This is a genomic window from Streptomyces sp. ME19-01-6 (assembly GCF_033793745.1).
GTDB lineage: Bacteria > Actinomycetota > Actinomycetes > Streptomycetales > Streptomycetaceae > Streptomyces.
Map to the genome: position 1 here is coordinate 186,819 of NZ_JARAXF010000013.1, position 25,892 is coordinate 212,710.

19 protein-coding genes and 2 pseudogenes are annotated in these 25,892 nt (G+C 74.0%); 7 read left to right on the plus strand and 14 right to left on the minus strand.

Features of this window, described 5'->3' with window-relative positions:
- Positions 1–176 precede the first annotated feature (176 nt).
- Entirely contained in the window at positions 177–1,142 is a 966-nt protein-coding gene (locus PV419_RS27350) for a threonine/serine dehydratase (RefSeq protein ID WP_319693466.1), read from the plus strand.
- A gap of 261 nt (positions 1,143–1,403) precedes the next feature.
- Entirely contained in the window at positions 1,404–3,104 is a 1,701-nt protein-coding gene (locus tag PV419_RS27355) for an NAD(P)/FAD-dependent oxidoreductase (RefSeq protein ID WP_319693467.1), read from the plus strand.
- A 24-nt stretch (positions 3,105–3,128) separates the two neighbouring features.
- On the opposite strand, the gene PV419_RS27360 is transcribed toward PV419_RS27355, so the two are convergent.
- Positions 3,129–3,479 (minus strand): MmcQ/YjbR family DNA-binding protein, encoded by a 351-nt coding sequence (locus tag PV419_RS27360; protein WP_319693468.1) that lies wholly within the window; start codon positions 3,477–3,479, stop codon positions 3,129–3,131.
- Between the two features lie 70 nt (positions 3,480–3,549).
- Positions 3,550–5,358: a gamma-glutamyltransferase family protein gene (locus PV419_RS27365; RefSeq protein ID WP_319693469.1), complete on the minus strand. Its 1,809-nt coding sequence runs from the start codon at positions 5,356–5,358 to the stop codon at positions 3,550–3,552.
- A gap of 218 nt (positions 5,359–5,576) precedes the next feature.
- On the opposite strand from PV419_RS27365, the gene PV419_RS27370 reads away from it, so the two are divergent.
- The gene (locus PV419_RS27370; RefSeq protein ID WP_319693470.1) at positions 5,577–5,855 is read left to right on the plus strand and encodes an FCD domain-containing protein; all 279 of its coding nucleotides are present in this window, start codon (positions 5,577–5,579) and stop codon (positions 5,853–5,855) included.
- Between the two features lie 18 nt (positions 5,856–5,873).
- On the opposite strand, the gene PV419_RS27375 is transcribed toward PV419_RS27370, so the two are convergent.
- The 6 genes from PV419_RS27375 to PV419_RS27400 all read right to left on the minus strand — a co-directional run bounded on the left by PV419_RS27375 (position 5,874) and on the right by PV419_RS27400 (position 16,176).
- Positions 5,874–6,362 carry a GNAT family N-acetyltransferase gene (locus tag PV419_RS27375; protein ID WP_319693471.1) on the minus strand — a complete coding sequence of 163 codons (489 nt, stop codon included), beginning with the start codon at positions 6,360–6,362 and terminating at the stop codon, positions 5,874–5,876.
- 58 nt (positions 6,363–6,420) lie between these two features.
- On the minus strand, positions 6,421–7,365 hold the full coding sequence (locus tag PV419_RS27380) for a TIGR03564 family F420-dependent LLM class oxidoreductase (protein WP_319693472.1): 945 nt from the start codon (positions 7,363–7,365) through the stop codon (positions 6,421–6,423).
- A 134-nt stretch (positions 7,366–7,499) separates the two neighbouring features.
- Entirely contained in the window at positions 7,500–8,960 is a 1,461-nt protein-coding gene (locus PV419_RS27385) for a DHA2 family efflux MFS transporter permease subunit (RefSeq protein WP_319693474.1), read from the minus strand.
- A 177-nt stretch (positions 8,961–9,137) separates the two neighbouring features.
- On the minus strand, positions 9,138–11,459 hold the full coding sequence (locus tag PV419_RS27390; protein ID WP_319693476.1) for a protein kinase domain-containing protein: 2,322 nt from the start codon (positions 11,457–11,459) through the stop codon (positions 9,138–9,140).
- A 4-nt stretch (positions 11,460–11,463) separates the two neighbouring features.
- Complete coding sequence (locus tag PV419_RS27395) at positions 11,464–13,806, minus strand: PQQ-binding-like beta-propeller repeat protein (protein ID WP_319693478.1); 2,343 nt, start codon at positions 13,804–13,806, stop codon at positions 11,464–11,466.
- A gap of 207 nt (positions 13,807–14,013) precedes the next feature.
- Positions 14,014–16,176: a protein kinase domain-containing protein gene (locus PV419_RS27400; RefSeq protein WP_319693562.1), complete on the minus strand. Its 2,163-nt coding sequence runs from the start codon at positions 16,174–16,176 to the stop codon at positions 14,014–14,016.
- Between the two features lie 52 nt (positions 16,177–16,228).
- On the opposite strand from PV419_RS27400, the gene PV419_RS27405 reads away from it, so the two are divergent.
- A complete protein-coding gene (locus PV419_RS27405; RefSeq protein ID WP_319693480.1) occupies positions 16,229–17,089 on the plus strand; it encodes an SMI1/KNR4 family protein in 861 nt (286 codons plus the stop codon).
- Positions 17,090–17,123: 34 nt separating this feature from the next.
- On the opposite strand, the gene PV419_RS27410 is transcribed toward PV419_RS27405, so the two are convergent.
- The 3 genes and pseudogenes from PV419_RS27410 to PV419_RS27420 all read right to left on the minus strand — a co-directional run bounded on the left by PV419_RS27410 (position 17,124) and on the right by PV419_RS27420 (position 19,975).
- Entirely contained in the window at positions 17,124–17,891 is a 768-nt protein-coding gene (locus PV419_RS27410) for a polysaccharide deacetylase family protein (protein WP_319693482.1), read from the minus strand.
- A gap of 210 nt (positions 17,892–18,101) precedes the next feature.
- Positions 18,102–19,136, minus strand: coding sequence for a DMT family transporter (locus tag PV419_RS27415; protein WP_319693563.1), 1,035 nt, complete (start codon positions 19,134–19,136; stop codon positions 18,102–18,104).
- A gap of 19 nt (positions 19,137–19,155) precedes the next feature.
- Positions 19,156–19,975 (minus strand): annotated as a pseudogene (locus PV419_RS27420) (SDR family NAD(P)-dependent oxidoreductase).
- A gap of 239 nt (positions 19,976–20,214) precedes the next feature.
- On the opposite strand from PV419_RS27420, the gene PV419_RS27425 reads away from it, so the two are divergent.
- On the plus strand, positions 20,215–21,339 hold the full coding sequence (locus tag PV419_RS27425) for an MGDG synthase family glycosyltransferase (protein WP_415925391.1): 1,125 nt from the start codon (positions 20,215–20,217) through the stop codon (positions 21,337–21,339).
- Between the two features lie 93 nt (positions 21,340–21,432).
- Here PV419_RS27425 and PV419_RS27430 read toward each other — a convergent pair whose 3' ends face one another.
- From PV419_RS27430 to PV419_RS27440, 3 genes are all read right to left on the minus strand, one after another.
- The gene (locus PV419_RS27430; RefSeq protein WP_319693484.1) at positions 21,433–22,128 is read right to left on the minus strand and encodes a prephenate dehydrogenase; all 696 of its coding nucleotides are present in this window, start codon (positions 22,126–22,128) and stop codon (positions 21,433–21,435) included.
- A gap of 286 nt (positions 22,129–22,414) precedes the next feature.
- Complete coding sequence (locus PV419_RS27435) at positions 22,415–22,885, minus strand: VOC family protein (protein WP_319693486.1); 471 nt, start codon at positions 22,883–22,885, stop codon at positions 22,415–22,417.
- 142 nt (positions 22,886–23,027) lie between these two features.
- A complete protein-coding gene (locus PV419_RS27440; RefSeq protein WP_415925392.1) occupies positions 23,028–23,684 on the minus strand; it encodes a winged helix-turn-helix transcriptional regulator in 657 nt (218 codons plus the stop codon).
- Positions 23,685–23,770: 86 nt separating this feature from the next.
- Here PV419_RS27440 and PV419_RS27445 point away from each other — a divergent pair, with 86 nt between their 5' ends.
- Together PV419_RS27445 and PV419_RS27450 are read left to right on the plus strand one after the other, a co-directional pair.
- Positions 23,771–24,985, plus strand: coding sequence for a pyridoxal phosphate-dependent aminotransferase (locus tag PV419_RS27445; protein WP_319693489.1), 1,215 nt, complete (start codon positions 23,771–23,773; stop codon positions 24,983–24,985).
- 76 nt (positions 24,986–25,061) lie between these two features.
- A pseudogene (locus tag PV419_RS27450) lies at positions 25,062–25,863 on the plus strand (AEC family transporter); the annotation flags it as partial.
- Positions 25,864–25,892: the final 29 nt, after the last annotated feature.

Genomic DNA, 25,892 nt, shown 5'->3' on the forward strand with positions numbered 1-25,892 from the left:
CGTCCGGGTGGCGTGGTTAGGGTGTTGATCACGGGCGATGGCGACGGGGTTGGCGAGGCGCCGCGGATGACGCTCCCCCAGCTACCGCTGGCGGGGTCCCCCAGCGGTAGCCGAGGGCGCGCCCTGTCGTCCGTCGTCGCGCCCCGTCGCACTCTCACAGAAAGGTGGGTGCCGTCATGGGCATCGCGGACATCGAGGCGATCGAGACGGCCGCCGAACGGATCGCCGGATATGTCGTACGCACCCCGACCGTGCCGAGCCCGGGTCTCACCGGTCTGCTCGGTGCGCCGGTCACCGCCAAGCTGGAGTTGCTGCAGCGCACCGGCTCCTTCAAGGCGCGCGGGGCGACGGCGAAGCTCCTGTCGCTGAGCGAGGCCGACCGCGCGGCAGGGGTGGTGGCGGTGAGTGGCGGCAACCACGGGATCGCGGTCGCGGTCATGGCCGGCGCCCTGGACGTGAAGGCGACCGTCGTGATGCCGCGGTCGGCGCCCGCGCGCGCCGTGCGGATCGCGGAGGGGGCGGGGGCCACGGTGCGTCTGACGGACGACATGGACGGCGCGTTCGCTTTGATGTCGCGGCTGCAGGCCGAGGGCCTGACGCTGGTGCACCCCTACGACGACCCCCTGGTGGTCGCCGCGCAGGGCACCGTCGGCCTGGAGCTGACCGACGACGCCGACGAGCTGACCGATGTGCTGGTCAGCATCGGCGGCGGCGGGCTGATCGCCGGGGTCGCCGCGGCGCTGCGCGCACGGCGGCCCGGGGTGCGGATCTGGGGTGTGGAGACGGAAGGTGCCCAGGCCATGTCCCAGGCGCTGGCCGCGGGCGGCCCGGTGCCGGTCGCGCTGTCCTCGATCGTCTCCACCCTCAGCGCGCCATCCGTCTGCCGACTCACCTACGACCATGTGTCCGCCTTGGTCACCGAGGTACTCGTGGTGTCGGACGCCGAGGCGGTGCAGGGCACCCTCGATCTCGCCGAGCACGCGAAGGTGTGGGCCGAGCCCGCCGCCGGCTGCCTCCTTCCGGCCGCGCGGCGGGTGTTGGAGCGGGTGGGCGACGGCGCCCGGCTGGGGCTGGTGATCTGCGGCGGCAACGTGACCACGTGGGACGTCATGTCCTGGGCGGACCGCTTCGGCCTTCGCTGAAGGGGGCCCACCGGCTGTCCGCCCACATAGTGGACGGCACGCGCGCGCAACCCCACGGAGCGACACCTGGGCTGATGGCTGATCAACGCTTCGCGGCGGCTCACACTTATGTGAGTTTTCACCGTTAGCCGGAGCTTCAGGCCATATATTGCGGTCAGGATTTATCCATGAGCACGTGGCTCATGTCGTTAAGTCCTGGGCCGGGCCGGTACGCCACAGTTGGCCTTGAGGTCCAGGCGGCACCGTACAAGGGGGAGCTGGATGGCCACCGATGTGACCTCGGACCAAACGACACGGTCGGATCGCTATGACGCGATCATCGTCGGCAGCGGCATCGGCGGCCTGGTGTGCGGCGGTTATCTCGCCGCCGACGGCCGCCGGGTGCTGGTCCTGGAACAGCACGACGTGGCCGGCGGAAACGCGCATGTCTTCCGCAGGCGGCGCCAGTACGAGTTCGACGTCGGCACCCACTACCTGGGCGACTGCGGGACGGACGGGATCATTCCGGCCATCCTCTCCGGACTCGGCGTCGGCGACCGGGTGCGCTTCCGGCCGATGGACAACGAGCGCGGCTTCGACCGGGTGATCACCCCCACCACCACGCTGGATGTGCCGTCGGGCTGGGACAACTACCGCGACAGACTCAAGCGCGCGCTGCCCGGCGAGGCCGTCGGCATCGACACGTTCATCGACCTCTCCAAGAGCACGACCGCGCTGAGCCGGGCGAGTCTGCTCGGCGAGCCGGTCATTGATCTCTACCACGCCAACCCCGAAGTGACGCGCTGGAGTCGGCGGTCCCTCGGCAAGGTCTTCGGCCACTGCGGGTTCTCGCCCAAGGCCAGGACCCTGCTGGCCGCACAGTTCGCAAACTACGGGGCGCTGCCCGACGACATCGGCTTCGCCGTGCACGCCAACCTGATGGATCACTACATGCGCGGCGCCTACTACCCCGAGGGCGGCGGCCAGGTGCTGGTGGCCACCCTGGTCGAGGCGCTCGAGGGACATGGCGGGGAGCTGCGCACCCGAACCGCGGTGGCTCGTATCCTCATCGAGAACGACACGGCGGTCGGGGTCGAACTCACCGACGGCGAGCGCGTCATGGCGCCCTTGGTGATCTCCAACGCCGACTACCGCCGGACCATCCTCGACCTGTGCGGCGGGGAGGCGGCCTTCCCCGCCCACCTGGTCAGACAGACCCGGGAAGCGACCATGCGGTGCCCGTTGACCGCGGTGTACGTCGCGCTGGACATGGAGCTGCCCGACACCCCCAACGCCAACGTCTGGTGGCACGACAGCGACGACCTGGAGCGGGCGCACGCGAGGATGATCGAGGAGCAGATGAGGGAGGTTCCTCAGCTGGTCTTCTCCTTCGCCTCGGTCAAGGACGCCGGCGCCCCCCATGTGTGCCCGCCGGGTCACAGCAACTTCCAGATCATGACGCTCTGCCCGCCCGGCTATGAGTTCTGGGGCGTGGAGAAGGGCCCGGCCGACGGCGGGCGCTACCGCCGCAACGCCGCCTACGTGGCGCGGAAGAAGCAGGTCACCGAGAAGATGCTGGCCACCGCCGAGCAGGTCATCGGCCCCTTCCGGGACCACATCACCCATCTGGAGACCGCCACCCCGCTGACCAACGAGCGATACATCCTGGCCAGCGGGGGCACCCCGTACGGGCTGGCCGACTGGGGCGGCGTGGGCAAGCGCCCCGATGTGCGCACCGGCGTCGAAGGCCTGTACGTGGTCGGCCAGAGCACCCGGTACGGCAGCGGGGTGGGCGGCGCCGCCACCGGCGGCATGGTGTGTGCCTCCCATGTGCTGGGCCGCCGGCTGCTGCCGGAGGTGCACCGGGGCGCCGTCCTGGGAGACCCGTCGCTGCTCCCCGACCGCGGGCCGGACTGGGATCCGCTCAGGGTCTCCCGCGGCCGGGCCCGTCAGCAGGCGAAGGGCCTGGCGCGCATCGGCTGACGGCGCGCTTGCCCCGCCGTGGGCTCATCGCCCCGTCTGCCCGGCCCGCTCCGCCAGGAGCCGGGGCGGTGCGGCCTGCTGCCAGGAGTCGACCAGGATGTCGCGCAGCTCGTCCAAGTCCTCCAGCGCGGCAAGCCGCACCCGCACCCAGGCGAAGCTCGCCTCGTGGTCGGCGATCCAGAACTTCTCCGGCTCGGCGAGGACCAGCTCGTCGCGCTCCACCTTGGGACATCGGACCGCCATCGAGGTCTCGTCCTCGGGGAGCGTGGCGAACATCTTCCCGGCGACCCGGAAGGTGGGCATGGACCAGGCGGTCTTCTCCGTCGTCTCCGGGAGCGAGAGCGCGATGGCACGGACATCGTCGGACGTGGTCATGGGATGACCGTAAGGCACGCCACCGACACCCGCCCGGCAGGCCGCTCCTCGCAAGGGCCGGGGCCCTCCGTCAGCGGCCCACGGCGTACCCCTGGGCGCCACGGGGGTTGGCCGCCGCGAGGAGGACACCGGTGTCCGGGTCGCGGGCGACCGCGCACAGCCGGCCCTCGGTCCAGGCGCCGCCGACCGTGACGTCATGGCCGCGGCGGCGGAGCTCGGCGATGGCAGACTCGCCGATCCGGGACTCGACGACGACCTTCCCAGCCGCCATCGACCGTGGGTGGAACGAGCCGGGGAAGCTCTCCTGGTGCCAGTTGGGCGCGTCGATGGCGCCTTGCAGGTCGAGTCCCGAGCGCACCGGCGCGCGCAGGGCGACGGCGAGGAAGAAGTGTGTGCTCCACTGGTCCTGCTGGTCGCCGCCGGGGGTACCGAAGGCCATCACGGGGGTGCCGTCGCGCAGCGCGAGGGAGGGGGTGAGGGTGGTGCGGGGGCGGCGGCCAGGGGTGAGGGAGCCCGGCAGCCCGGGATCCAGCCAGGTCATCTGCAGGCGGGTGCCGAGCGGAAAGCCGAGCGCCGGGATCACGGGGTTGGACTGCAGCCAGCCGCCACTGGGGGTGGCCGCGACCATGTTGCCCCAGCGGTCGACGACGTCGAGGTGGCAGGTGTCGCCGCGGGTGGTGCCGTCGGAGCCGACGGTGGGCTCCCCGGCGCCGGGCGCGGTGGCGGGCCCGGGGGCGTGGGACGCCGACCGCGCGATCGCGGCCAGGGCCTGCTGGCTCAGGCGCGGCTCGCGGCCGCCGGGCCGCCCCGGCCGCAGTTCGTGGCTGGCACGCTCGCCGATGAGCGCCCGGCGCTCGTCGTTGTACGGGGCGGAGAGCAGGTCGTCGAGCGGGACCTCGGCGGCGTCGCCGTACCAGGCCTCGCGGTCGGCCATGGCCAGCTTGCCGCCCTCGATGAGGGTGTGCAGATAGTCGGGGGTTCCGTAGTCGTCGGCGGTCAGGCCGGGCGGCAGCAGGGCCAGTTGCTGCAGGAACACCGGGCCCTGGCTCCAGGGTCCGGCCTTGCACACCGTCCAGCCGTTCCAGTCGTAGGTGGCCGGGGGCTCGTAGGTGGCCGAGAAGGCGGCGAGGTCGTCGCGGGTGAGGGTGCCGGCGTGGCGTTCCCCGGAGGAGTCCATGGTGGGCCGGGCGGCGGCCTCGGCGAGCGCCTCGGCGATGAAGCCCTCGCGCCAGATCCCGCGGGCCGCGTCGATCCGGGTCTCGCGGCCGGGTCCCGCGCACTCGGCCTCGGCGACCAGTCGCCGCCATGTCGCGGCGAGGGCCGGGTTCTTCAGCAGACGCCCGGGGGCGGGGGACTTGCCACCGGGCAGGTACAGCTCGGCCGAGGTGGTCCACTCGGTCTCGAAGAGCTCCCGTACGGTCTCGACGGTCTCGCCGACGCGCTCGACGGCGGGATGGCCGCCTTCGGCGTAGCCGATCGCGTACTTGAGGACCTCGGCGAGTTCCTTCGTGCCGTGGTCGCGCAGCAGCAGCATCCAGGCGTCGAACGCGCCGGGCACGGCCGCGGCCAGCGGGCCGGTACCCGGGACCAGGTCGAGGCCGAGCGAGGTGTAGTGGTCGATGGTGGCCCCGGCGGGGGCGGGGCCCTGTCCGCACAGGACGGTCGGGGTGGAGCCCGCCGGGGCGAGGATGATCGGCACCTCGCCGGCCGGGCCGTTCAGGTGCGGTTCAACGACGTGCAGGACGAACCCGGCGGCCACAGCCGCGTCGAAGGCGTTGCCGCCGTCCTCCAGGACGGCCATGGCGGACTGGGAGGCCAGCCAGTGGGTGGAGGACACCATGCCGTGGGTGCCCTGGAGGGTGGGGCGGGTGGTGAACATGAAGCGGCTCCCCTGGTCTTGGTACGGGTGATCGTTCCACGCGGGCGCGGGTGCGGGCGAGGCAGGGGCGGCGGGCTCTCGACGGCGGCAGGTCTTGGTGGCGACGGGCCCGGGTCAGCGGGCCGGGGCCGAGGCGCCGGGCGCGGTGTCGTCGTCGGCCACCGGATGCCAGGGGACCTGCAGTGCGCCGCCGGGCGGCTCCCGCAGGGCGGGGCTCGGTGCGGCACCGGTCGGTGGCGAGCGGACAGCGGGCACTGTCGTCCTCGACCCGGGAGCCACCCCGCGCGGCGACGTCCCGGCCGCGGGGGCTTGACGCCACGGCCGAACTCCTCCAGGTCATGGAGGTCCGCGCGTGCATCGAACCGTCGGTGACCGCACGGGCGGCGGCACGCGTGACCCCCGCCGACATCGTCCAGCTCCACGCCCTCCTCGAGGCGATGCGGCGCGAGCCGTCGCGGCAGAGCGCCGAGGCCCAGCGGCGGCGGAACGCCGGCTGAGCGGCGCGGCGCCCGCGCTCACAGCGCGCGGTGCATGATGTGCAGCCCCACATATCCCTTCGTCGGGTGGTGGAAGCCCTCCGGGAGCGTGCCCAGCACCTCGAAGCCGAGCGACCGGTACAGCCGCACCGCGTGCACATTGGTCTCCACGACCGCGTTGAACTGCATCCGGCGAAAGCCCGCCGCCCGCGCCCAGTCGAGTGAGTACGCGCACAGCGCCCGGCCCACGCCCTGTCCGGAGTGGGCCGGGTCGACCATGTAGCTGGCGCTGGCGATGTGCGCGCCGTTGCCCATCTGGTTGTTGTTCATCTTCGCCGTGCCGAGGACCGTGCCCGCCTCGTCGACTGCGACGACCGTACGGTTCGGTGGCCGCAGGAGCCACCAGTCGCGGCCCTGCTCCTCACTGAGGCCGAGCGGATAGGTGAAGGTCTCGCCCGCGGCGACGATCTCGTGGAAGAAGGGCCAGATGACGGGCCAGTCCCGCGGCGTGGCTTCCCTGATCAGCATCGGGGCATGATGTCGCCTCGGCCTGCCGGTCCGCCACCGTATTCCGCGTGCCCGGAGATCAGTTCTGTTGGGCCAGTTCGCCGAGAAGCTTCCAGGTGCGGCGCTCGTCCTCGGGGGAGCCGATCGCGGTCTGGGTGTAGACGAGTTCGGTCGCGCCCGCCTCGAAGTAGGCGGCCACTTGGGCCGCGAGCAGTTCCTCGTCGCCGATCGTGACGAGGTCGGCGGGGTTGTCGACGCCCTCGCGGTCCAGCGCGGCGCGGTAGGCGGGGAGGGTCGCGTAGTACGCCATGTTCTGCTCGGCGCGGGCGCGGGCACCCGCCACGTCGGCGGTCACGACGCCGGAGACGATGGCGGCGACGCGGGGCGCCGGGCGGCCCGCGGCCTCGGCGTGGCGCGTGAGGGTGGGGACGGTGTACTCGGCCAGGGTGCGCGGTCCGGAGAGGATCGGCAGCGCGCCGTCGGCGAGTTCGCCGGCGGCGCGCAGGGTCTGCTCCCCCGCCGCCGCGACCAGCACCGGCACCCGCGGCCGGGCGCCCGGCACACTGGCCGGCAGCGAGGTCCTGGCGACCAGCGTCTCGCCGTTGAGGTCCACCGCGCCGGTCTCCAGCAAGGATCCCAGCGCGTCCAGGTATTCGCGCAGATGACGGACCCTGGGGTGCGGCGCGAGCCCGTAGGTCTGTTCGACGAACGACTTGACCGAGAGCCCCACGCCCAGCGTGAAGCGCCCGTGGGAGGCCGCCTGCGCGGTCTGGGCCTGCATGGACAGCACGATGGGGTGGCGCGGATAGATGGGCACGACCGCGGTGCCGACGTCGATGCCGGGCACCCCGCGGGCCGCCAGGGCGGCCATGGTGATGGCGTCGTGGTCGAACCGCTGGGTGAACCAGGCCGCGGACAGCCCGGCGTCGGCGAGCTCCTCCACCTGGCCGATCAGGGTGTCGACGGAGTTGGCCTCGCGTGACAGCTGGGTGTGGTCGGTGGGCAGGGCGACACCGATGCGCATGACATGCTCCGAATCGACGATCGACGGACAGCCGGCCCCGCCGCGGGCGGGAACCCGAAACATACTTTAACTCGGTAACGAAAATTACCAGGTTAAGAGGTGCTGTCGGGAGTCGCGGGCGCGCCGACGCCGCGTCAGGCGCGTTCCGGGGTGCGCTCCTCGGTAGGGGTGTTCGCCACCGCCGCGGCCGCCGGACGGCGGTGCGGGAGGCACAGCGCGGGGAGGACGGCGGCGAGCATCAGGGCCACGGCCCAGAGGTAGGTGTCGGCGAAGGGCCCGGCGTGTGTGGGGGTGGTGGTGGTGCCGCCGTTGATGGAGAGCATGACGGAGAAGAAGGCCACCCCCATCGCGGCCGCCACCTGGGAGGTGATCTGAAGGGCCGTCGAGGCCGAGGGGGCGTCGTCCGCCGAGAGCCCGCGGGTGGCGGCGGCCATCGTGGGCATCATGGTCGTTCCGACGCCGATGCCCAGCACCAGGAGCGGCACGGCCACCCGCCAGTATGCGATGGTGTCCGACAGTTGCCAGGTCAGCAGCCCCATGCCGAGCGCCGCCGTGGCGACACCGCCGACCACCAGCCGCCGCGGCGGAACCTTGTCCGCGAGCCGCCCGGAGAACTGCATGGTCACCCCGGCCGCCAGCCCCAGCGGGGCGCCCAGCAGGCCGGAGGCCGTGGCGCTCTCACCCCGCACCACCTGGAAGTACATGGGCAGAAGCAGCATGCTGCCGAAGTAGCCGACGACGAACAGGCCGAGCGTCCCCGCCCCGGCGGCGAAGGCCCGGTCGCGGTACAGGCGCAGGTCGATCAGCGGGTGCGGGCTGACCCGGGCCCGTACGGCGAAGCCCGCGACCAGCGCGGCCCCCACGGCCGCCGGGAGCACCACGCCGACGTCTCCGAAGTCGCGGCGCTCCGCGCCGGTGGACAGGCCGTAGATGAGCGCGGCCAGGCCCGGGGAGAGCATCAGCAGGCCGGGGAGGTCCAGCCGCCGGCCGGGGGCTCCCGCGGCGCGTGGCAGCGCGCGGGCGGCGACGACCAGGGCGGTGACGCCGATGGGCACATTGATGGTGAACATCCAGCGCCAGGAGAAGGAGTCCACCAGCCAGCCGCCCAGCACCGGGCCGCTGACGGGGCCGATGAGGATGGGGATGCCCATGATGCTCATGATGCGGCCCATGGTTTCCGGGGTCGCGGCCTGCATCATGATCGTCATCCCCGTCGGCACGATCATGCCGCCGCCCAGCCCCTGCACCATTCGGAAGGCCACCAGCGACTCGATCGACCACGCCGTCCCGGCCAGCAGGGAGCCCAGGGTGAACATCGCAATGGCCGTCATGTAGACGCGCTTGGTGCCGAAACGCCGGATCGCCCAGGCCGTCACCGGGATCACCGCGGCCAGGGCCAGGGAGTAGCCGGAGGACACCCACTGGACCGTGGGCAGCGGGGCGTCGAAGCGCTGGGCCAGCGGGTTGATGGCGACGTTCACCACGGTGGTGTCCAGCACCGACATGACGGAGCCGAGCGTGACCACGGCGGCGAGGACCGCCAGCCGGGGTGAGGTGGGCGGGGCGTCGCCGGGAGCTTGCTGCGTAGGTGACATGACGGAGCCTTGTCTTCGTGATCGGCGGGGCGGGTGGATCGCCCGCCCGCCTCCCGAGACTCCGATATGAACCAAGGTTTAAGTCAACCGGGGACCGGCTCGGGCATGTTGTTCGGCCCACGCGCCGTGCCCACCGGCCGTGCCCACGCGGCGCGCTCGCTGACCGTGCTCGTCGCTTCAGGTCAGCGGCAGCGCCCGGATCGACTTGCCTCGCACGACATAGAGCCGGTCCTTCCCCACCAGCAGCCGCGTGGTGCCGAGTACGGAACCGGACGAGTCGCGCAGGGTCCACCGCGTCCGCCCGGTGCGGCGGTCCACCGCCACCGCGGAGGCACGGCTGTCGGAGGACGGCGGGAAGACCAGCCCGCCGGCCACCGTGGTGCGGGCGAGCGGCGAGGCCAGGTCGGTGTCCGCCTTCCACTTCCACCGCACATGATGGGACGCCAGATCGATGGCGAATACATGCGTGCCCAGGACCGTGAGGTAGGCGACGCCGTCCGCCACGGCGGGGGCGCCGAACCCCGACCCGTCGGCGGTGCCGGAGGGCAGTTCGTCGGGGTCGAGCCGCCACCCCCCGCGGCCGGTGCGCAGATCGATCGTGCGCAGCCCGGGCCCGCTCATCAGCACGGTGCCGCCTGCCGCCGCCACCGTCCACCGCGGCACCTCGTCGCTGCCGTCACCCGCGACCACATCGTCCCCGGGCAACTCCACCCGCCACCGCCGCCGGCCGTCGGCCGTGTCGTACGCGGTCACCGAACCGGCGTCGACGAGCACCAGCCGGCCCTCCGCCACCGCCCCCGGCAGCACACTGGCCGCGCCGGGCCCGAGCTCCCGGCGCCAGCGCACCTTCCGGGCCACCGTGTCGTATGCGAGCAGATACCGGCGGCGGGTGTCCGGCAGGCCGTCGCGGTGCGCGCCCGAGTGTCCGATCACATACGCGGTGCGGGCGTCCCCGGCACTGACCGGGCGGTCCGTGAAGCGGAAGGTCACCCCCAGCGGGTCGGAGTACCAGGTCCTGCCGTCGGCGGGGTCGACCATCGCCAGCCGGTCGTCCCCGTCGGCGTAGGTGGCCTTCATGACGATCAGACCGCCGCAGGCCATCGGCGTGTACCCGGACACCGCGGGCGCGGTCCAGCGCACGGTGCCACGGCGGACGTCCACGCCGAGGATGCCGTCCCCCGGGTCGGCCTGTACGGCGATGACTCCCCGGTGGAGCAGCGGCCTGCCGAGGTCCCCGATGGGGCCCCGGTACTCCCACAGCGGCTGCGGCGCGGTGTCCGTGCCGGTGACGCCGGGGCCGGGCCGGGGTCCCCCGGGGGCGTCGTCGTCATCGGGGCCGGCCACCGCCCACCACACGCCGCCGGCCGCCCCGACGGCGGCCAGGGCCCCCAGCCCGCCCAGCACCAGCCGGCGGCGGGCCGGGCGCGGGCCCTCCTGGGGCGGTGGCGCCTCGGAGGCGGTGTCGGGCGGCGGGGCCTGGGGCTCTTCGCGCCGCCGCACCGCCACATCCCACACGGTCGCGGTGCGCAGCGCGATGTCGTACAGGACGCCCGCCGGGAGCAGGCCGGCGAACCGGTCCCGTTCGTCTGCCTGTTCCCTTTCCTGTTCCCTTTCCTGTTCCCTTTCCTGTTCGCGATCGCCGTCGTCGCCCGTGCCCGCCAGGGCGCGCGCGATCCGGTCGGCTGCGGGACGGTCCGCGGGGTCCTTGGCCAGACACCCGACGACCAGCGGCCACAGCTCCTCCGGCACCCCGGCGAGGTCCGGCTCCGCGTACGCCACGCGGTACAGCACGTCGTTGGCCTCGCCCTCGCCGAACGGCGCCCGCCCGGCGGCGGCGTACACCAGCAGGCCGCCCAGCGCGAACACGTCGGCGGGCGGTCCGACACTCTGCCCGCCGACGGGGCGCGCCTGTTCGGGCGATATGTAGGCGGGGGTGCCCATCTGACGGCCGGTCCGGGTCAGCCGCTCGGCGCCCACGGCCCGGGCCAGCCCGAAGTCGATCAGCTTGGGCCCGTCGGCGGTGATCAGCACGTTGGAGGGCTTCAGATCGCGGTGCACCAGGCCCTGGCGGTGCACCGTGGCGAGGCCCCGGGCGAGCGCCACCCCCAGGGCGCGCAACGCGGCGTACGGCCAGGGGCCGTGGGCCTCCACTGCCTGTGTCAGGGAGGGGCCGAGCAGGTATTCGGAGGCCAGCCACGGCCGCGGCCCGGCGGTGTCGGCGTCCACGACGGCCGGGAAGAAGTCGGCTCCGCCCACGGAGCGGGCGGCCTGGAGTTCCTGCCGGAACCGCTCCCGGAACTCCTTCTCCTCGGCCAGGTCGCGGTGGACGGCCTTGAGGGCCACGGTCCGGCCCCCGTCGGAGCGGGCCAGGAAGACGGTGCCCATCCCGCCGGACCCGAGGCGGGCGAGCAGACGGTAGCGGCCGAACGACTCCGGATCGTGGCCGAGCAACGGCCGCACGGGCAGGGCGGGCTCGTCCGCCGTCACGTTCACGGTCATCCCTTCACTCCACCGGAAGCATGAACACGGCGGCGCCGTGGGCGACGACGGCCGACGATCTCGCCGGGTAGACGTGGTAATCCTCGAGGAGCCCGCTGCTGCTCTCCTGGAATCGCCACCGCACCGCGCCGGTCCGGGCGTCGAGCGCGAACACGCCCGCCGCCACGGCGGCCAGCACCGTACGGCCGGAGTCGGTGACCGAGAGGGTGGGGGTCGCCTTCCACACGGTGTCGTCGGGCAGCGCGGACCGCCACAGCTCGGTGCCGCGGTCCGGGTCGATCGCGTAGACCAGCTTGGTGCCGTCGGACACATACAGCACATCGCCCTTCCCGCCCGGCCCCTGGCGGATCACCGGGTGGCCCAGCGGGGACTTCGTCGTCGCATAGCTGTTGATGTCCAGCGACCACCGCTGTCTGCCCGAGTCGATGTCCACGGCGCGCAGCGTGGCCCCGCGCGCGGCGTAGATCAGACCGCGGCTGGAGGACATGCCGAACTTGTCCCCGGTGCCGACGCCGTCGAAGCGCCTGCGCCACTCCTGGTGTCCGTCGGACAGCCGCAGCGAGATGAGCTCCACCTTGCCGCCGGGGTATCCCAGGCCGACCAGCGAGCGGCGGGTGGGGAACGCCCCGATGTCATCGCCGTAGGCGGCGGGCAGTCGGTTCCGCCACAGCTCGCGACGGGTCCTGGTGTCGTACGCGACCACGTAGGCGGGGGGCCTCTCGCCGCCGGTTCCGCTACCCGCCTCGGTGGCGGTTCCCGTCGCGGTGAAGTAGGCGTGGCGGCCGTCCGGGTCGACGGAGAGCATGGTCTGGAAGGTGAGGTCGGTGCCGGAGTACGTGGACTCCACCCAGCGCTGGTGGCCGTCGCGGGCATTGAAGGCGACGAGTCTGCCGCCGATGGCGAGGAGGGCGAGTTCGCGGCTGATGGGTTCGGGGGTGGCGTCGGTGCCCAGGTCGTCGCGGCGCCAGCTCGGGCGGCCGGTGCGCAGGTCGAGCGCGACGGCCTCCTGGGCGTTGGTGATGATGGCGAGCCTGCCGCGCCACACCAGGGGCCGTACGGATGTGGCGGCGGTCAGGTCGAAGCGCCACCGGGCGACGGGGGCGGTGCCGGCCGGGAGACGAGACGCCGGGCTCGTGGCGGGGTGCCGGGCCGGGCCGGGATCGGTCAGGGCGGACAGCCCGCCGCGGCCCGCCACCCACCCGGCCACCGCCGCTCCCCCGGCCAGCAGCCCGGCGGCCCCCGCGGCGGCTGTGGTGAGCACGGCGCGGCGGGAGGCGGCCGCGGTACGGGACGGTGGCGGGTCGGCGACCGGATGCGAGCGGTTGCGGCCCTCGCCCCGCGTGGGCGCCGTGAACACGTCGTCGACCGGGAACGCTCCGTCCTCGGCGGCCGGTTCGTCGCGGGCGCCGGACGGGGCCGCGGACCCGGGGGCGGCCGCGGGCTCCTCCAGCACCAGCGCCCGCGCGGCCTCGCGGGCCAGCCGGGCGACCACGGCGCTCGGCAGCCGAGGGGGCGGCAGCGGCGCGGCCGGGTCGGGACCGCCGAAGGCCGCGCGCAGCGCGGCGGCTTCCGGGCGGCCCTCGGGGTCCTTGTCCAGACAGCCCGTCAGGATCCCGGCGAGCGGGTCGGACAGATGGCCGAGGTCCGGCGGTTCGGCGGCGATCCGGTACAGCACCTGCGGTGGCGCGTCGTCGCCGAACGGGGGGCGGCCGGAAGCGGCGTAGGCGAGGACCGCGCCCAGGGAGAAGACGTCGGAGGCGGGGACGGGGGCCCGGCCCCGCGCCTGTTCGGGTGACAGGAAGGGGGCCGGCCCGGCGAACCGGCCGGTGTCGTTGTCGTACGCGTCCTCTCCCTCACCGTCGGCTCCCCCGCCGAACCCTCTCCCGCCGTGGGCTCCCTCGCCGTGGGCCCCCCGCCGCGGCAGGCGCGCGTGGTGAAACCCGGTCAGCCGGGGGCCGTCCCCGGCGACCAGGACGGCGTCGGCCGAGATGCCACCGTGCACCATTGCGGCCGAGTGGACCCGCTCCAGCGCCTCGGCGAGCGCGGCGCCCAGCGCGCGTACGTCGTCCTCCGCGAGCCCTCGGGGTGCGGCGCGGACGGCTTCGACGAGCGGCACGGCGGGGACGTACGCGTAGGCCACCCATGGGGCCGACGCGTCGAGTTCGGCGGCCTCGACGGGGCGCACCCAGCGCCCGGCGGCGGCCCGTGACGCCGCCACGTCGCGGCGCAGCCGGGCGCGGAACCGCTGGTCGTCGGCGAGCGCGGCGCGCACCAGCGTGACCTCGACAGCCGGCCCCTCGCCGACGCGCCGACCCAGCAGCCGCACCCCGCTCTCCGTCTCCCCCAACCGGGCCAGCATCCGAAACGGCCCGAGGCGACGCGGATCCGCGTTGTGCAAGGTGTGCATATGTCGGCAGCCCTCCCGGCACGGTGCCGCGCCCCCGCTATCTGAAACGTACCGCAGCTTAGGGGCGTCGAAGCATGGAAGTGACACGTGGCCGAGACCACGGGCCGGGCGCCGGTGGCGGTGCGGCCGGTGCGTTGGCGCCGCCGGTCATAGGACCGGCATGGCGTGCAGGGTGCCGGCGTGGGTCAGGAAGACCCGGTTGGCCGCGCCGGTGAGGTGCCAGGGCTTGTCGCCCCCGCCGCCGAGCGACCACGCCGCCGCGGCCTTCCGCAGGTCGACGGTCACGACTCCGTCGTCGGGGCCGGACCGGTCCGCGCCCAGCGGGTGGTAGAGGGACTGGCCCTGGACCACGGGGGCGGTGGTGGGGAGGGCGTGCGTACCGGGGAGGAGGGACCAGGTCTGTTCGCCGGTGCGGGCGTCGACCGCGATCAGCTGGTCCTGCCAGACGAGATGGAGGGAGCCGTGGGCCGGGGTGGGTGAGCCCCAGACGCCGTCGCCGGGCGCGGGGGTGGCCCAGCGCCGTGCGCCGTCCGCGAGGGAGAGGGCCCTCAACGAGGCGCCGCCCAGGTACACGGTGTCGCCCGCGACGGCGGGCGTGAGGGCCACCTTGGCGGCGGTGTCCTGATGCCAGGCGACCGAGCCGTCGTCGTCGGTGCGGTACGCGGTCACCGTCCCGTCGGATCCGGCGACGACGAGCCGTCCCCCGGCCGCTGCCGCCGCGGCTCCCTTCGCCGTGCCGCTCGCCGCCGGTGTCCTCCAGCGCGCCCGAGCGCCCGTCAGCGGCAGTGCGCTCAGCCGCCGTTCGCCGTCCAGTACGTACACCGTGTCGGCGCCGGCGGCGAGGAGCCGCGTCGCCCCGGCCGCCCGGGACCAGCGTTCCCGTCCGTCGCGGGCGTCCACCGCGCTCAGCCGTCCGCCCGCGGTGACGGCGAGGACGGCGCCGGCCGCCGCGAGCAGGCCCGCGGCGGGCAGCGGCGCGCCCCGGTCGGTCCAGGTCCACACGGGCTCCCCGGTGTCCGCGGCCCAGGCGGTCAGGCCCTTGGGGGTGCCGGCGACCACGACCTCACCGGCCGCGAGCGGGCCGGCGCCGTCGGGGGCGAGGCCGTCGCGGGTCCACAGCGGGGCGGGCGCGGTCCCCGTGGTGTACCGCGCCAGCGGGGCGGCGGCGGGGGCGCCGGGGCCACGGCCGTCGTCGCCGCGCAGCAGCCACCACCCCGCCCCGCCGCCCGCGGCGCAGACGGTGACCGCGGCCGCGGAGGCCGCCGCGACGCTCACCCGGCGCCGGGACGGGGCCGCCTCCGGGGCGGCGGAGCGGACCGTACGGTCGACGTCCGCCGCGCGGCGGGCGAGTTCGGCGGCGAGCGGCCCGGAGCGCCAGGCGGGGCGGCGCAGGGCCAGGCGCGGCCGGTTCACCGCGCGCCGCGCCGCACCGCGCGCCGTGCCCCGTTCTCCGTCCCGTTCAGTGCCCCGTTCAGTGCCCCGTTCAGTGCCCCCCGCTGTGCGCAGCCGCCGCGCCACCTCGCGCGGCTCGGGGCGCTGTGCGGGCTCCTTGGCCAGGCAGTCGGTCACCACCCCCAGCAGGGCCGGCGGTACGCCCTCCAGGTCCGGCTCCTCATGGACGGTGCGGAACTGGACGGCCGCCGGGTGACCGTCGCCGAAGGGCAGGCGCCCGCCGGCGGCGAACGCGAGCACGGCGCCGAGCGCGAAGACGTCGCCGGGCGGCCCGGTGCGCCGGCCGAGCACTTGCTCGGGGGCGGAGAAGCCGGGCGTGGCGGGGGCCGACCCGGCGCCGGTGAGGGTCATTCCGTGCTCGGGCCGGGCGATGCCGAAGTCGATGATGTACGGGCCGCCGCGGGTGAGCACCACGTTCGACGGCTTCAGGTCCCGGTGCACCAGGTCGGCCGCGTGGATTTCCGCCAGCGTTCCGGCCAGTGCCGCCCCCAGCGTCCGTACGTCTCCCTCCGCGAGGGGGCCGTACCGGTCCACGGCGCGGGTCAGGGTCAGCCCCGGGAGGAATTCCGAGGCGAGCCAGGGCCGTTCGCCCCACATCCCGTGCCCGAGGACGGCCGCCACCCCGGGCCCGCGCACCGACCGCGCCACCTCGGCCTCCCGCCGGAAGCGGTCCAGCATTCCGGGGTCCTCGCCGTCCGTGGCCCGCGGTGCCTTCACGGCGGCGGTCCGGCCCGCAGCGTCCACCCCCAGGTAGACCTTCCCCATGCCGCCCGCGCCGACCACTCCGAGCAGCCGGTAGGGCCCGAGCCGTATCGGGTCGTCGTCGGCGAGCGGGGCGACTGTCGGGTTCTCGGTCATGGCCACGAACCGCGATCGTAGACGGCCCCGGACCGGCGTCTACGCTGTGCCCGTGATCTTTCCGCGCGCCCCGCTGTCCGAGCTCGTCCGCCGAGTACCGCCCCCGTCCGAGGCGGTGGACGGCCACGGCGACTGGGAGGCGGCCGAGGCCGTGCTGGGCGTGCGGCTGCCCGCGGATTTCAAGGCGCTGGTCGAGACGTACGGGCGGGGCGAGTTCTGCGACCACATCTGCCTGCGCACGCCGTTCGGCGAGGACAACCCGGTCCGGCTCGAGGCGGATCTGCTCGAGGACTACGGCGACATGCGGGAGATGTTCCCCGAGCGCTACCCCTACCCGCTGTTCCCCGAGCCGGGCGGGCTGATCGCGTGGGCGGTCACCGGCAGCGGACACCATCTGTGCTGGCGGACCGCGGGGCCGCCGGAGGCGTGGCCGGTCGTGGTGTGGTCGCGTGACGACGACTACGAGGAGTACGGGCCCGGCGCCGCCGACTTCGTGGAGGGGTGGATCACCGGGCGGATCGTCTCGGAGGCCATGCCCAACAACCAGCCCGACCTCGCCCCATGGTTCGACTCCGCGCGCGAGCTGGCGCATGTGTACGTCGAGCTGGCGGAGGGCGGGCGGCCCTACCCGGAGCGGCTGCGACTCCTGCGCGAGGCGCTGTCGCCCACCGCCGACCGGGGCGGCTTCGTGTCCGAGTACGACGGCAAGCGGCAGGATCATTTCGCCACCGTCGACGGCGGCTGGGAGGTGACGTACGAGACGGCGTACGGCCATCAGATCCGGGTGGCGTTCCCTCCCGAGGACAGCGAGCGGGCGCGGCTGGCCGTGCTGGGCGCGGCGAGGTCGATGGGCTGTGAGGTGCTGAGGCTGTCGACCGTGCACGGCACGGCCGTGTGGCAGCCCCTGCCGTAACGACCTGGGGGGCGTCCGGTGGCCGGGGCGCCGTTCAGCCGCCGATCCCGTGGTCGGCGAGCGGACCCACCGTCCAGCCCTCGTCCCGGCATACGCGGACGAGGGCGGGCAGCGCGCCGAGGGCCGCCCGCCAGCAGCCGGGCTCGGCCGCCCGGTCGGAGTCGTGGAGCAGCACCGTGCCGCCGCCGCGCAGATCGCGGCGTACGGTGGCGAGCACCGAGGCCGACGTGGCCTGAGCGGTCCAGTCGCGGCCCCACGCCGTCCACAGGACGGGGCTGAGCCCGGCCCGTGCGGCGGCCAGCGTGCGGCCGCCGGTCAGGACCCCGTACGGCGGCCGGTACCAGCGCGGCACCGCGCCCGTGGTCCGCCGTACGACACGGGCGGCGTGCGCGACCTCGCGCAGATCGCGGGCAACTGTGGACCGCCATGGGCGGCTGTGCGTCCAGCCGTGGACGGCGAGCTCATGGCCGCGGTGGGAGATTTCGGCCGCGGTCCGCGGGTGGCGCAGGACACTGTCGCCGAGGACGAAGAAGGTGGCCCGTACGGCGAGCTCGTCGAGGGCGTCGAGGAAGTACGGGGTGGACCCGGGGTCGGGACCGTCGTCGAAGGTCAGGGCGATGTGGTCGGGCCGGCCGCGGCCGGCCAGGGCCGGGAAGAGAGCGCGCCGCACGCCGGGCAGCCAGGTGCCGGCGGGGACCAGGTGTGCGGCCGCCACCAGGCCCGCCGCGGCCGCGGCCAGGGCCTCGGCCCGGTGGCGCGCGTCGCCGCGGCGGCCGTCGTATCCGGCCGTTCCGCGGCTCATGAGCGGCTCACGTGGGACTGCCGCTTTCCGGCCACGCAAAACACCCCTTCCGGCCATGCGGGACCCCCGCTCCCAGCCATGGCCCGCCGCGCCCGGTCATGCGGAACCGCCGCCCCGGCCACGCGGGACCGCCGTTACCGGCCATGGAGGGCCACCCCTTCCGGCCGTGCGGGACCCCCGCTTCCAGCCGTCTGGGGCCACCGCTCCCGCTCACGAAGCGCCGCCGCTTCCGCTTCCGGTCCGCCGCGTCGCACGGGGCGGGTGGGCGGGGCGGGCGGTGGTCGCCTGGGTGGCTGTGTCCCAGCCGTCGGCGACGGCGGGTGCGCGGGACAGGCCGACGACCCCGGCCGCCATCAAGGCGACACCGATCGCCTCGGGCACGATGCGGGGCCCCAGAGCGACGCGTTCGCCGAAGAGCACCCAGCCCAGCGCGATGCTCATCAGCGCGTCGCCGAGGGTGAGCGCGGGCTGGGACGCCGCGAGGGTGCCGGCCCGCAGGGTGCTCTGCAGCAGCAGGAAGCTCAGCAGCCCGACGCCGCACACCGCGTAGAGCGGCCAGCTGGTGAAGACGGCGGCCACGCCGTCGGAGAACCGGCCGGTGAACTCCTTGATCAGCGCCGCGGTGCAGGCGAAACACGCGGCGGTGGCGCATCCCAGTACCGCGGCGCGGGCCGGGCCGCGCAGCGCGCGGGCCGGGCCGCGCAGCGCGCGGGCCGGGCCGCGCAGCGCGCGGGCCACCGCGGTCAGGGCGCCCACGGCGAGCACCGTCAGCAGCCCTACCGGGAGCCAGCGGCCGTTCATCGCGGTGCTCTGGCCGTGCGAGGGGTCGGCGGCGACGAGGAACAGCGCCAGCCCGGCGGCGAGCGTCACGAACGCCAGCCAGGTCCGGCCGTCCGGGCGGTGGCGGAAGACCAGGCTGCCGACCACCAGGGTGAACAGCAGCTCGGTCACCAGCAGCGGCTGGACGACGGAGAGTCGCCCGACCGCGAGCGCTCCCACCTGGGCCACCGCCGACACCACCATCGCCGCCCCGCCGGCCAGCCAGAACGGACGCCGCAGCAGCCGGACCAGCCGGAGCAGGGGCTGCCCGGCCCTCCACCCGCTCCCCCGTCCCCCTCGCCGCTCCTGCCCCTGCCCCTGCCCCTGCTCCCGTTCGTGCTCTTGTTCCTGTTCCATCGCGGCACGTCGCTGCAGCACCGACGCCGCGCCGTTGCCCAGGGCGGACAACAGCGCCAGCAGGACCATCAGCGTGTCGTTCACCGCGTCACCCGTAGCGGGACGCCAGCCGGCGGTACAGGGCCGGGGCCGCGCTGCGGACCAGCCCGGGCAGGCGCAGCCAGGCGGGTACGTAGACCTCGTCGCGGCCTCGCGCGACGGCGTCCCAGACCGCGTCGGCGACCCGGGCCGGGGGCAGTGGGCGGGGCCGTCGGCGGGTGTAGGGGGGTGCCGCGGCGGGCGAAGAACGGGGTGTCCACCACGCCCGGGACGACGTGGGTGACCCGTACGCCGGACCCGTGGAGCTCGTACCGCAGGGCGTCGGCGAAGGTGCCGAGCGCCGCTTTGGCGGCGGAATACACCGCCTCGCCCTTGACCCCCACGCTGCCCGCGACCGATCCGATCAGCACGATGTGTCCGCGCCGCTCGGCCAGCATGCGGGGCAGCACCAGACGCGCCAGGCGTACGGTGGCGAGCAGGTCGACGGAGATCACCCCCTCGATGGCCGCGGCCGGCATCGAGCCGAACGGTCCGGCCCAGCCGACCCCCGCCCCGGCGACGAGCAGGTCGATCCGCCCGGCCACGTGGTATGCCTCCCGGACCAGATGGCCGCTTCCCTCCTCGGTGGCCAGGTCGGCGGGGAGAGCGGTGGCCGAGGTCCGGGCCGCCACGCGGTCCAGCCGCTCCCGGTGGCGGCCGTTGATCAGCAGCCGCCAGCCGCCCTCGGCGGCGAACCGGTCCGCGACGGCGGCCCCGATGCCGGAGGACGCGCCGGTCACCAGCGCCACGCCGCGCCACGCGGCCGTGGGGCCGTCCGTGTCCCGGGCAGGGCCACGGTGGGTTCCTGTGTCCGGGAGGGGGCGGGCCATGGCGACTCCCTGTGACGGCCGGCCGGGTGAACGGCCGCCGTACGGTTTGGCGACACGCGCAGCGGTTACCTCCAGTTAGCCACGTTCAGCTCCACCACGCACCACACGCACCACGTGCCACGCCGCACCGGGCGCGGCGCGTCGGCACCCGCGGTGCGTCGGCCGTGCACACCAGCGGAGGTGACCATGAACCCGCCGCCCGATGACCGGCGCGCCGGGCGCCCTCCCCGGGAGCGCCGGTGAGCAGGCGTTTCCTCGTGGTGAGCGCCAGCATGGGCTCCGGTCACGACGCGGTGGCCGCGGAGCTGGCGCGGCGTCTGGCGGACCGGGGACACCGGGTGGACCGGACCGATGTCCTCGCGCTGCTGCCCGCCGGGATCGGCCCGGGGCTGCGCTGCGGATACCGGGCGACGATCCGCCGCCTCCCCGTCCTCTACGCGGGAATCTACGCCGCGTTCTTCCGCTCCGGCCCCGGCCCGCGGCCGGGCAGCGCCCCGCTGGCGGCGCTCGCCGAACACCGGCTGCTGGAGCTGGTGGAGCGGTGGCGGCCGGATGTGGTCGTCCCGGTCTTCCACCTCGCCGCCCAGCTCACCGGCCGACTCCGCGCGGGCGGGGCGCTGGCGGCGCCCAGCGCCGTCTTCGTCACCGACTTCGCGGTGCACCGCCAGTGGCTGCACCCGGGCAACGATCTGCATCTGTGCGTCACCGCCGAGGCGGCCGGCACCGTGCGGCAGGCCGTGGGCGGGCCCGCGGTGGCCACTGGTCCGGTGGTGGCCGGACGTTTCTTCGCCCCCGCCCCGGGGGCGGCCGACTGGCGGCGCCGCTTCGCGGAGCGCGGGCCCGGGAAGCCTCCGGTGGTGCTGGCGGCGGGTGCGTGGGGGGCCGGTACCCGCCTGGCCGCCACGGCGCGGCTGTTGGCCTCGGCGGGATATCTGCCGGTGGCGCTGTGCGGCCGCAACGAGCGGCTGCGCCGCGAACTGTCGCGGTCGCCTGGGGTGTGGGCCATCGGCTGGGAGCCGGACCTGCCGGGTATGTTGGCCGCCTCGCGGGCCGTGGTGGACAACGCCGCCGGGCAGACCGCTGTGGAGGCGCTGGCCGCCGGGGTGCCCGTGGTCGGCTACCGCCCCATCCCGGGACATGGGCGGGAGGGTGTCCGCCGCATGGCGGCGCTGGGCGCGAGCGACCACGCGCGGGACGCGGGGGAGCTCGTACGGCTGCTCGACACGCTCACCGCGCCCGGCGCGGCGCGTGACCGCCGTATCGCCGCGGGGCGCCGCCTGTTCACCGGCGACGCGGCGGCCTGTCTGGCCGAGGTGGCCGAGGGCCGGGTGGCCGGGGCGGCCCGCGGTACGGCGGGCGATTAGGCCGGTTTTCTCAAGGGGGCATATCGAGGAGGCGCCTGCCGGGCGGTGGATGGGCGGTGTCCGCCCGTCAGGCGCCGACCTCCTGGGCTTGGGTCAGGCCTCGTACAGGCCGCGGCCGGCGCTCTTGGCCCGATCCGCCTTGCGGAGTCGCTCCAAAGTGTTACGCACGGAGTTGACGTTCGTGCGCGTCTCGTCCCGCCCCAGGGCCTCGTTGACCTCAGCGGCCCGCAGCGGGCGGCCCGCCTTGCGCAGCGCGGCCAGCACGTTCTCCGAGAGCCCCCCGGAGCGCTCGGCCGCCGGCTCGGCCTTGGGCGCGGGCGCCGCGGCGGTCTTCTTGGCCGTCTTCTTGGCGGTCGTGGCCTTCTTCGCGGCGGTCTTCGAAGCCCGCCCGGTGGCAGGGGCCTTGGCCTTGCCCTTGCTGCGCTGACGGCCGATGGCGGCCTTCCGCGTCGCGGTGGCGGTGGCCCCGGCGGTGGGAGCCGCCTCAGCGGCCGGTTCCGGTGCCGCCTCGGGGGCGGACTCGGCCGCCGTGGCTGCCTTGTTGTCGGCTACCGGCTCCGGAGCCGGTGGCGCGGTCTCGGCCACGGGCTCCTCCGGCGCCTGCTGCGGCGCCGGCACGCTGGAGAGCGCTTGAAGGCTGTTCAGCGCGCCGCTGACCGCCTCCAGTCGCTTGGTGACAGTCTCCAAATCCTTCTTGAGAGCCTCCTGCTGTTCCTCGAGTCGAGGGAGCTCTGCCTCCAGCGCCTCGATCGTCGATCCCACACTGTTGTCCGCACTCAATGCGTTCACCACCACTTCGTACCCTTTCTACGCCCATCGCAGCTGTGATTATGCCTGGTGTTCAGATGTGTACGGTGCCCTCCACACCGCCACACAACACCATCGAATCCGCTTGCGCACCACTTCGAACACATGCGTTTCCCCGCGTGTGAATGTCCGACTGGGTGTCAGAAGCCCTGAAAGGCCGAGCGTAGAGGGGCAACCAAGCTCTGCGGGACACCGGTTGGCGATACGGATGTGGCCACCATGCGGATATGGCCGCCGTGCGACGGCGGCCATATCCGTGTGGCGGGGTCTACTGCTCGTGGGCGGCCACCAAGGCCTGGATGTCGATCTTCTTCATACCGAGCATGGCCTTGGTGACCCGCGCGGACTTGGCCGGGTCGGGGTCGCGCATCAGCTCGGTCAGCTTCGTCGGCACGATCTGCCACGACAGCCCGTACTTGTCCTTCAGCCAGCCGCAGGGCCCCTCTTCCCCGCCGTCGCCGAGCCGCGCCCACAGGTCGTCCACCTCTTCCTGCGTGGCGCAGTCCACGGAGAGCGAGATGGCCTCGGTGAAGGTGAAGTGGGGGCCGCCGTTGAGCGCGATGAACCTCTGCCCGGCGAGCTCGAAGGTGACGGTCATGACCGTGCCCGGCTCCCCCGGACCCGCCTCCCCGTAGCGCTGGATGTCCACCACCCGGGAGTCGTCGAAGATGGACGTGTAGTGGTGGGCCGCCTCCTCGGCCTGGTGGTCGAACCACAGGAACGTCGTGATCTTCTGCATGATGTGCTCTCCTTGCCGACTCGGGTCCGGTGCCTGTGTGTCCTAGGACCGGCCGGGCCGCGAGAACTCATCGGTCGGGGGCGAAATGGCGGAGCTCATCGGTTGGTGCGCAGGCCAGGCCGGTAGCGCCGGGACTGCGCCGTCAGGAATCGGCGCCGCGCAGTGCGTCGGCGAGCGGGCCGGCTCCGGTCAGCTCGATGGTTCCGGCGGCGATGCCGTCGGCGACCGTGAGCGTGCCCTGGGCGAGGGCGACGCAGGTGTCGGCGTCCACGACGAGCCGGGCGTCCGCGCGCTCGGCCGGTCCGTCCCCGTACGAGGGCTCGGCCGCACCGAACACCAGATGGAAGCCGCCCTCCTCCAGCACCACATCGACGACCCCTTCGTGTTCCGCCGCGAGGCGCCCCAGCCGGTGCAGCAGCGGCAGGGCGAACCAGTGGGCACGGATGGCGTCGGTGGGCTGCCGCTCGGCCAGCGCGGGCGCGCCCCAGGCGGCGAGGGCGGTGAGGACGGGCAGCAGCGCGCGGCCGTGAGGGGTGAGCTCGTAGACGGCGACGGACGCCGGCGGCGGCAGCTTCCGGCGGGCGAGTACGCCGTCGCGCTCCATGTCCTTCAGTCGGGTGGCGAGCATGTCCGTGCTGACCCCGGGCAGGTCGGTGTGGAGGTCGGTGTATCTGCGGGGGCCCGCCAGCAACTCCCGCGCGATCAGCAGCGTCCACCGGTCACCGACGGCATCGAGGGCCCGCGCGATCGCGCAGTACTGGTCATAGCTTCGGCGTGGCATGCGCCCCAGTCTAGCCATTAAGTTGGACTTTCCAAGTGGCACCTTGGTAGAACAAAGCAAGCCGTCGTCGAGTGATGAGGCAGAGCGAACCGGGAGGGCGTGACATGGAGTTCCGGCAGTCGAGCAAGCTCAGCGAGGTCTGCTACGAGATCCGGGGTCCGGTGATCGAGCACGCCAACGCGCTGGAGGAGGCCGGACACAGCGTGCTGCGCCTCAACACGGGCAACCCGGCGCTGTTCGGGTTCGAGGCCCCGGAGGAGATCCTCCAGGACATGATCCGGATGCTGCCGCAGGCTCACGGCTACAGCGACTCGCGCGGCATCCTCCCCGCCCGCCGGGCCGTGGTCCAGCACTACCAGCAGCGCGGCCTGGACGACATCGGCGTGGACGACGTCTTCCTCGGCAACGGCGTCTCCGAGCTGGTCTCCATGTCCGTCCAGGCCCTGGTCGAGGACGGGGACGAAATCCTCGTCCCGGCCCCCGACTTCCCGCTGTGGACGGCGGTCACCACCCTGGCGGGCGGCAAAGCCGTGCACTATGTGTGCGATGAGTCCGCCGACTGGTACCCGGACCTCGACGACATGGCGTCGAAGATCACCGACCGTACGAAGGCCGTGGTGATCATCAGCCCGAACAACCCCACCGGGGCCGTCTATCCGCGCGAGATCCTCGAAGGCATCCTCGACCTGGCGCGCCGCCACCACCTGATGGTCTTCTCCGACGAGATCTACGACAAGATCCTTTACGACGGGGCGATCCACCACAGCCCCGCCGTCCTCGCCCCGGACCTGGTGTGCCTGACCTTCAGCGGCCTGTCCAAGGCCTACCGGGTGGCCGGATTCCGTTCCGGCTGGGTGGTCGTGTCCGGCCCCCGGCAGCATGCCAGGAACTACCTGGAGGGCCTGACCATGCTGGCCTCGATGCGGCTGTGCCCCAACACCCCCGCGCAGTTCGCCATCCAGGCGGCCCTCGGCGGCCGGCAGTCCATCGAGGACCTCGTACTGCCCGGCGGACGGCTGCACGAGCAGCGCGACCGCGCGTGGGAGAAGCTCAACGAGATCCCCGGCGTCTCCTGCGTCAAGCCAAAGGGCGCGCTGTACGCGTTTCCGCGCATCGACCTCGGCGTCCACCGGATCCACGACGACGAGCGGTTCGTCCTTGACCTGCTGCTGCGGGAGAAGATCCAGGTGGTGCAGGGCACCGGCTTCAACTGGCCGCGCCCCGACCACTTCCGCATCCTCACCCTCCCACACGTGGACGACCTCGAGTCGGCCATCAGCAGGATCGGGCGGTTCCTCGGCGGATACCGGCAGTCGTGACCGCGGGCGCCCCGACCGCGCCTTGACACAGGTGTCGCGCACCACGAGCGGGCAACCGCTTGTAAGGTGCATGCTTATGGGCGGGGTGATCTCGGGTTTCGGTGTCATCGCGAGCATCGTCGTCACCGGTTACGTCCTGGGGCGCCGCGGCTCGCTGGGCGAGCACGGGCGCGCCTCACCGCGCTCGCCTTCCAGGTCGCCAGCCCCGCGCTGCTGTTCTCCACGCTCGCCCGGGCCGACCTCTCCGTCCTGGTGTCGGTCCCGATGCTCGTCACCGGCTTGAGCACCTTCGTCGTCGCGGGGACGTTCATCGCCGTCGGCGCCGTACGCCGCTGGAGCGTCGGCCGCACGACGATCGGCGCGCTGTGCGCCGGCTACGTCAACGCCGGAAATCTGGGCATCCCCGTCGCCATGTACGTCCTCGGGGACGCCTCCCTGATCGCGCCGGTCCTGCTCTTCCAGCAATCGTCATGTCCCCGATCGCCCTGACGGTCATCGACCTGAGCCGCGGTGAGGGCCGGCCGTCGCTCCTGCGGCGCCTCACCACGCCGCTGCGCAACCCCGTCGTCGTCGGCTCCCTGTCCGGCGTGGTGGTGGCCGCCGCCGGGTGGCGGATCCCCGGGCCGGTCATGGAGCCGGTCTCGCTGCTGGGCGGGATGGCGGTGCCCGGTGTGCTGCTGGCCTTCGGCCTCTCGCTGCCCGGCAGCGCCCTGCCCGGGCGCGGCGAGGACCGCGGCCCGGTGCTGCTGTCGGTGGCGCTGAAGTCCTTCGCGCAGCCGGTGGTGGCGTGGGCCGTCGCGGCCGGGGTGTTCGGGCTGGACGGCGCCGCGCTCTTCGCCGCCGTCGTCACCTCCGCGCTCCCCGCGGCGCAGAACCTCTTGTGAACACCGACGACATCCACGTCCAT

Bases quoted from the DNA above. Each gene is read 5' to 3' on its own strand.
- PV419_RS27415 (WP_319693563.1), bottom strand. From the start codon at position 19,136: ATGGTCCTGCTGGCGCTGTTGTCCGCCCTGGGCAACGGCGCGGCGTCG.
- PV419_RS27410 (WP_319693482.1), bottom strand. From the start codon at position 17,891: ATGAGCCGCGGAACGGCCGGATACGACGGCCGCCGCGGCGACGCGCGC.
- PV419_RS27385 (WP_319693474.1), bottom strand. From the start codon at position 8,960: ATGTCACCTACGCAGCAAGCTCCCGGCGACGCCCCGCCCACCTCACCC.
- PV419_RS27375 (WP_319693471.1), bottom strand. From the start codon at position 6,362: ATGCTGATCAGGGAAGCCACGCCGCGGGACTGGCCCGTCATCTGGCCC.
- PV419_RS27445 (WP_319693489.1), top strand. From the start codon at position 23,771: ATGGAGTTCCGGCAGTCGAGCAAGCTCAGCGAGGTCTGCTACGAGATC.
- PV419_RS27390 (WP_319693476.1), bottom strand. From the start codon at position 11,459: ATGACCGTGAACGTGACGGCGGACGAGCCCGCCCTGCCCGTGCGGCCG.
- PV419_RS27440 (WP_415925392.1), bottom strand. From the start codon at position 23,684: ATGGCTAGACTGGGGCGCATGCCACGCCGAAGCTATGACCAGTACTGC.
- PV419_RS27380 (WP_319693472.1), bottom strand. From the start codon at position 7,365: ATGCGCATCGGTGTCGCCCTGCCCACCGACCACACCCAGCTGTCACGC.
- PV419_RS27435 (WP_319693486.1), bottom strand. From the start codon at position 22,885: ATGCAGAAGATCACGACGTTCCTGTGGTTCGACCACCAGGCCGAGGAG.
- PV419_RS27360 (WP_319693468.1), bottom strand. From the start codon at position 3,479: ATGACCACGTCCGACGATGTCCGTGCCATCGCGCTCTCGCTCCCGGAG.
- PV419_RS27365 (WP_319693469.1), bottom strand. From the start codon at position 5,358: ATGTTCACCACCCGCCCCACCCTCCAGGGCACCCACGGCATGGTGTCC.
- PV419_RS27400 (WP_319693562.1), bottom strand. From the start codon at position 16,176: ATGACCGAGAACCCGACAGTCGCCCCGCTCGCCGACGACGACCCGATA.
- PV419_RS27350 (WP_319693466.1), top strand. From the start codon at position 177: ATGGGCATCGCGGACATCGAGGCGATCGAGACGGCCGCCGAACGGATC.
- PV419_RS27355 (WP_319693467.1), top strand. From the start codon at position 1,404: ATGGCCACCGATGTGACCTCGGACCAAACGACACGGTCGGATCGCTAT.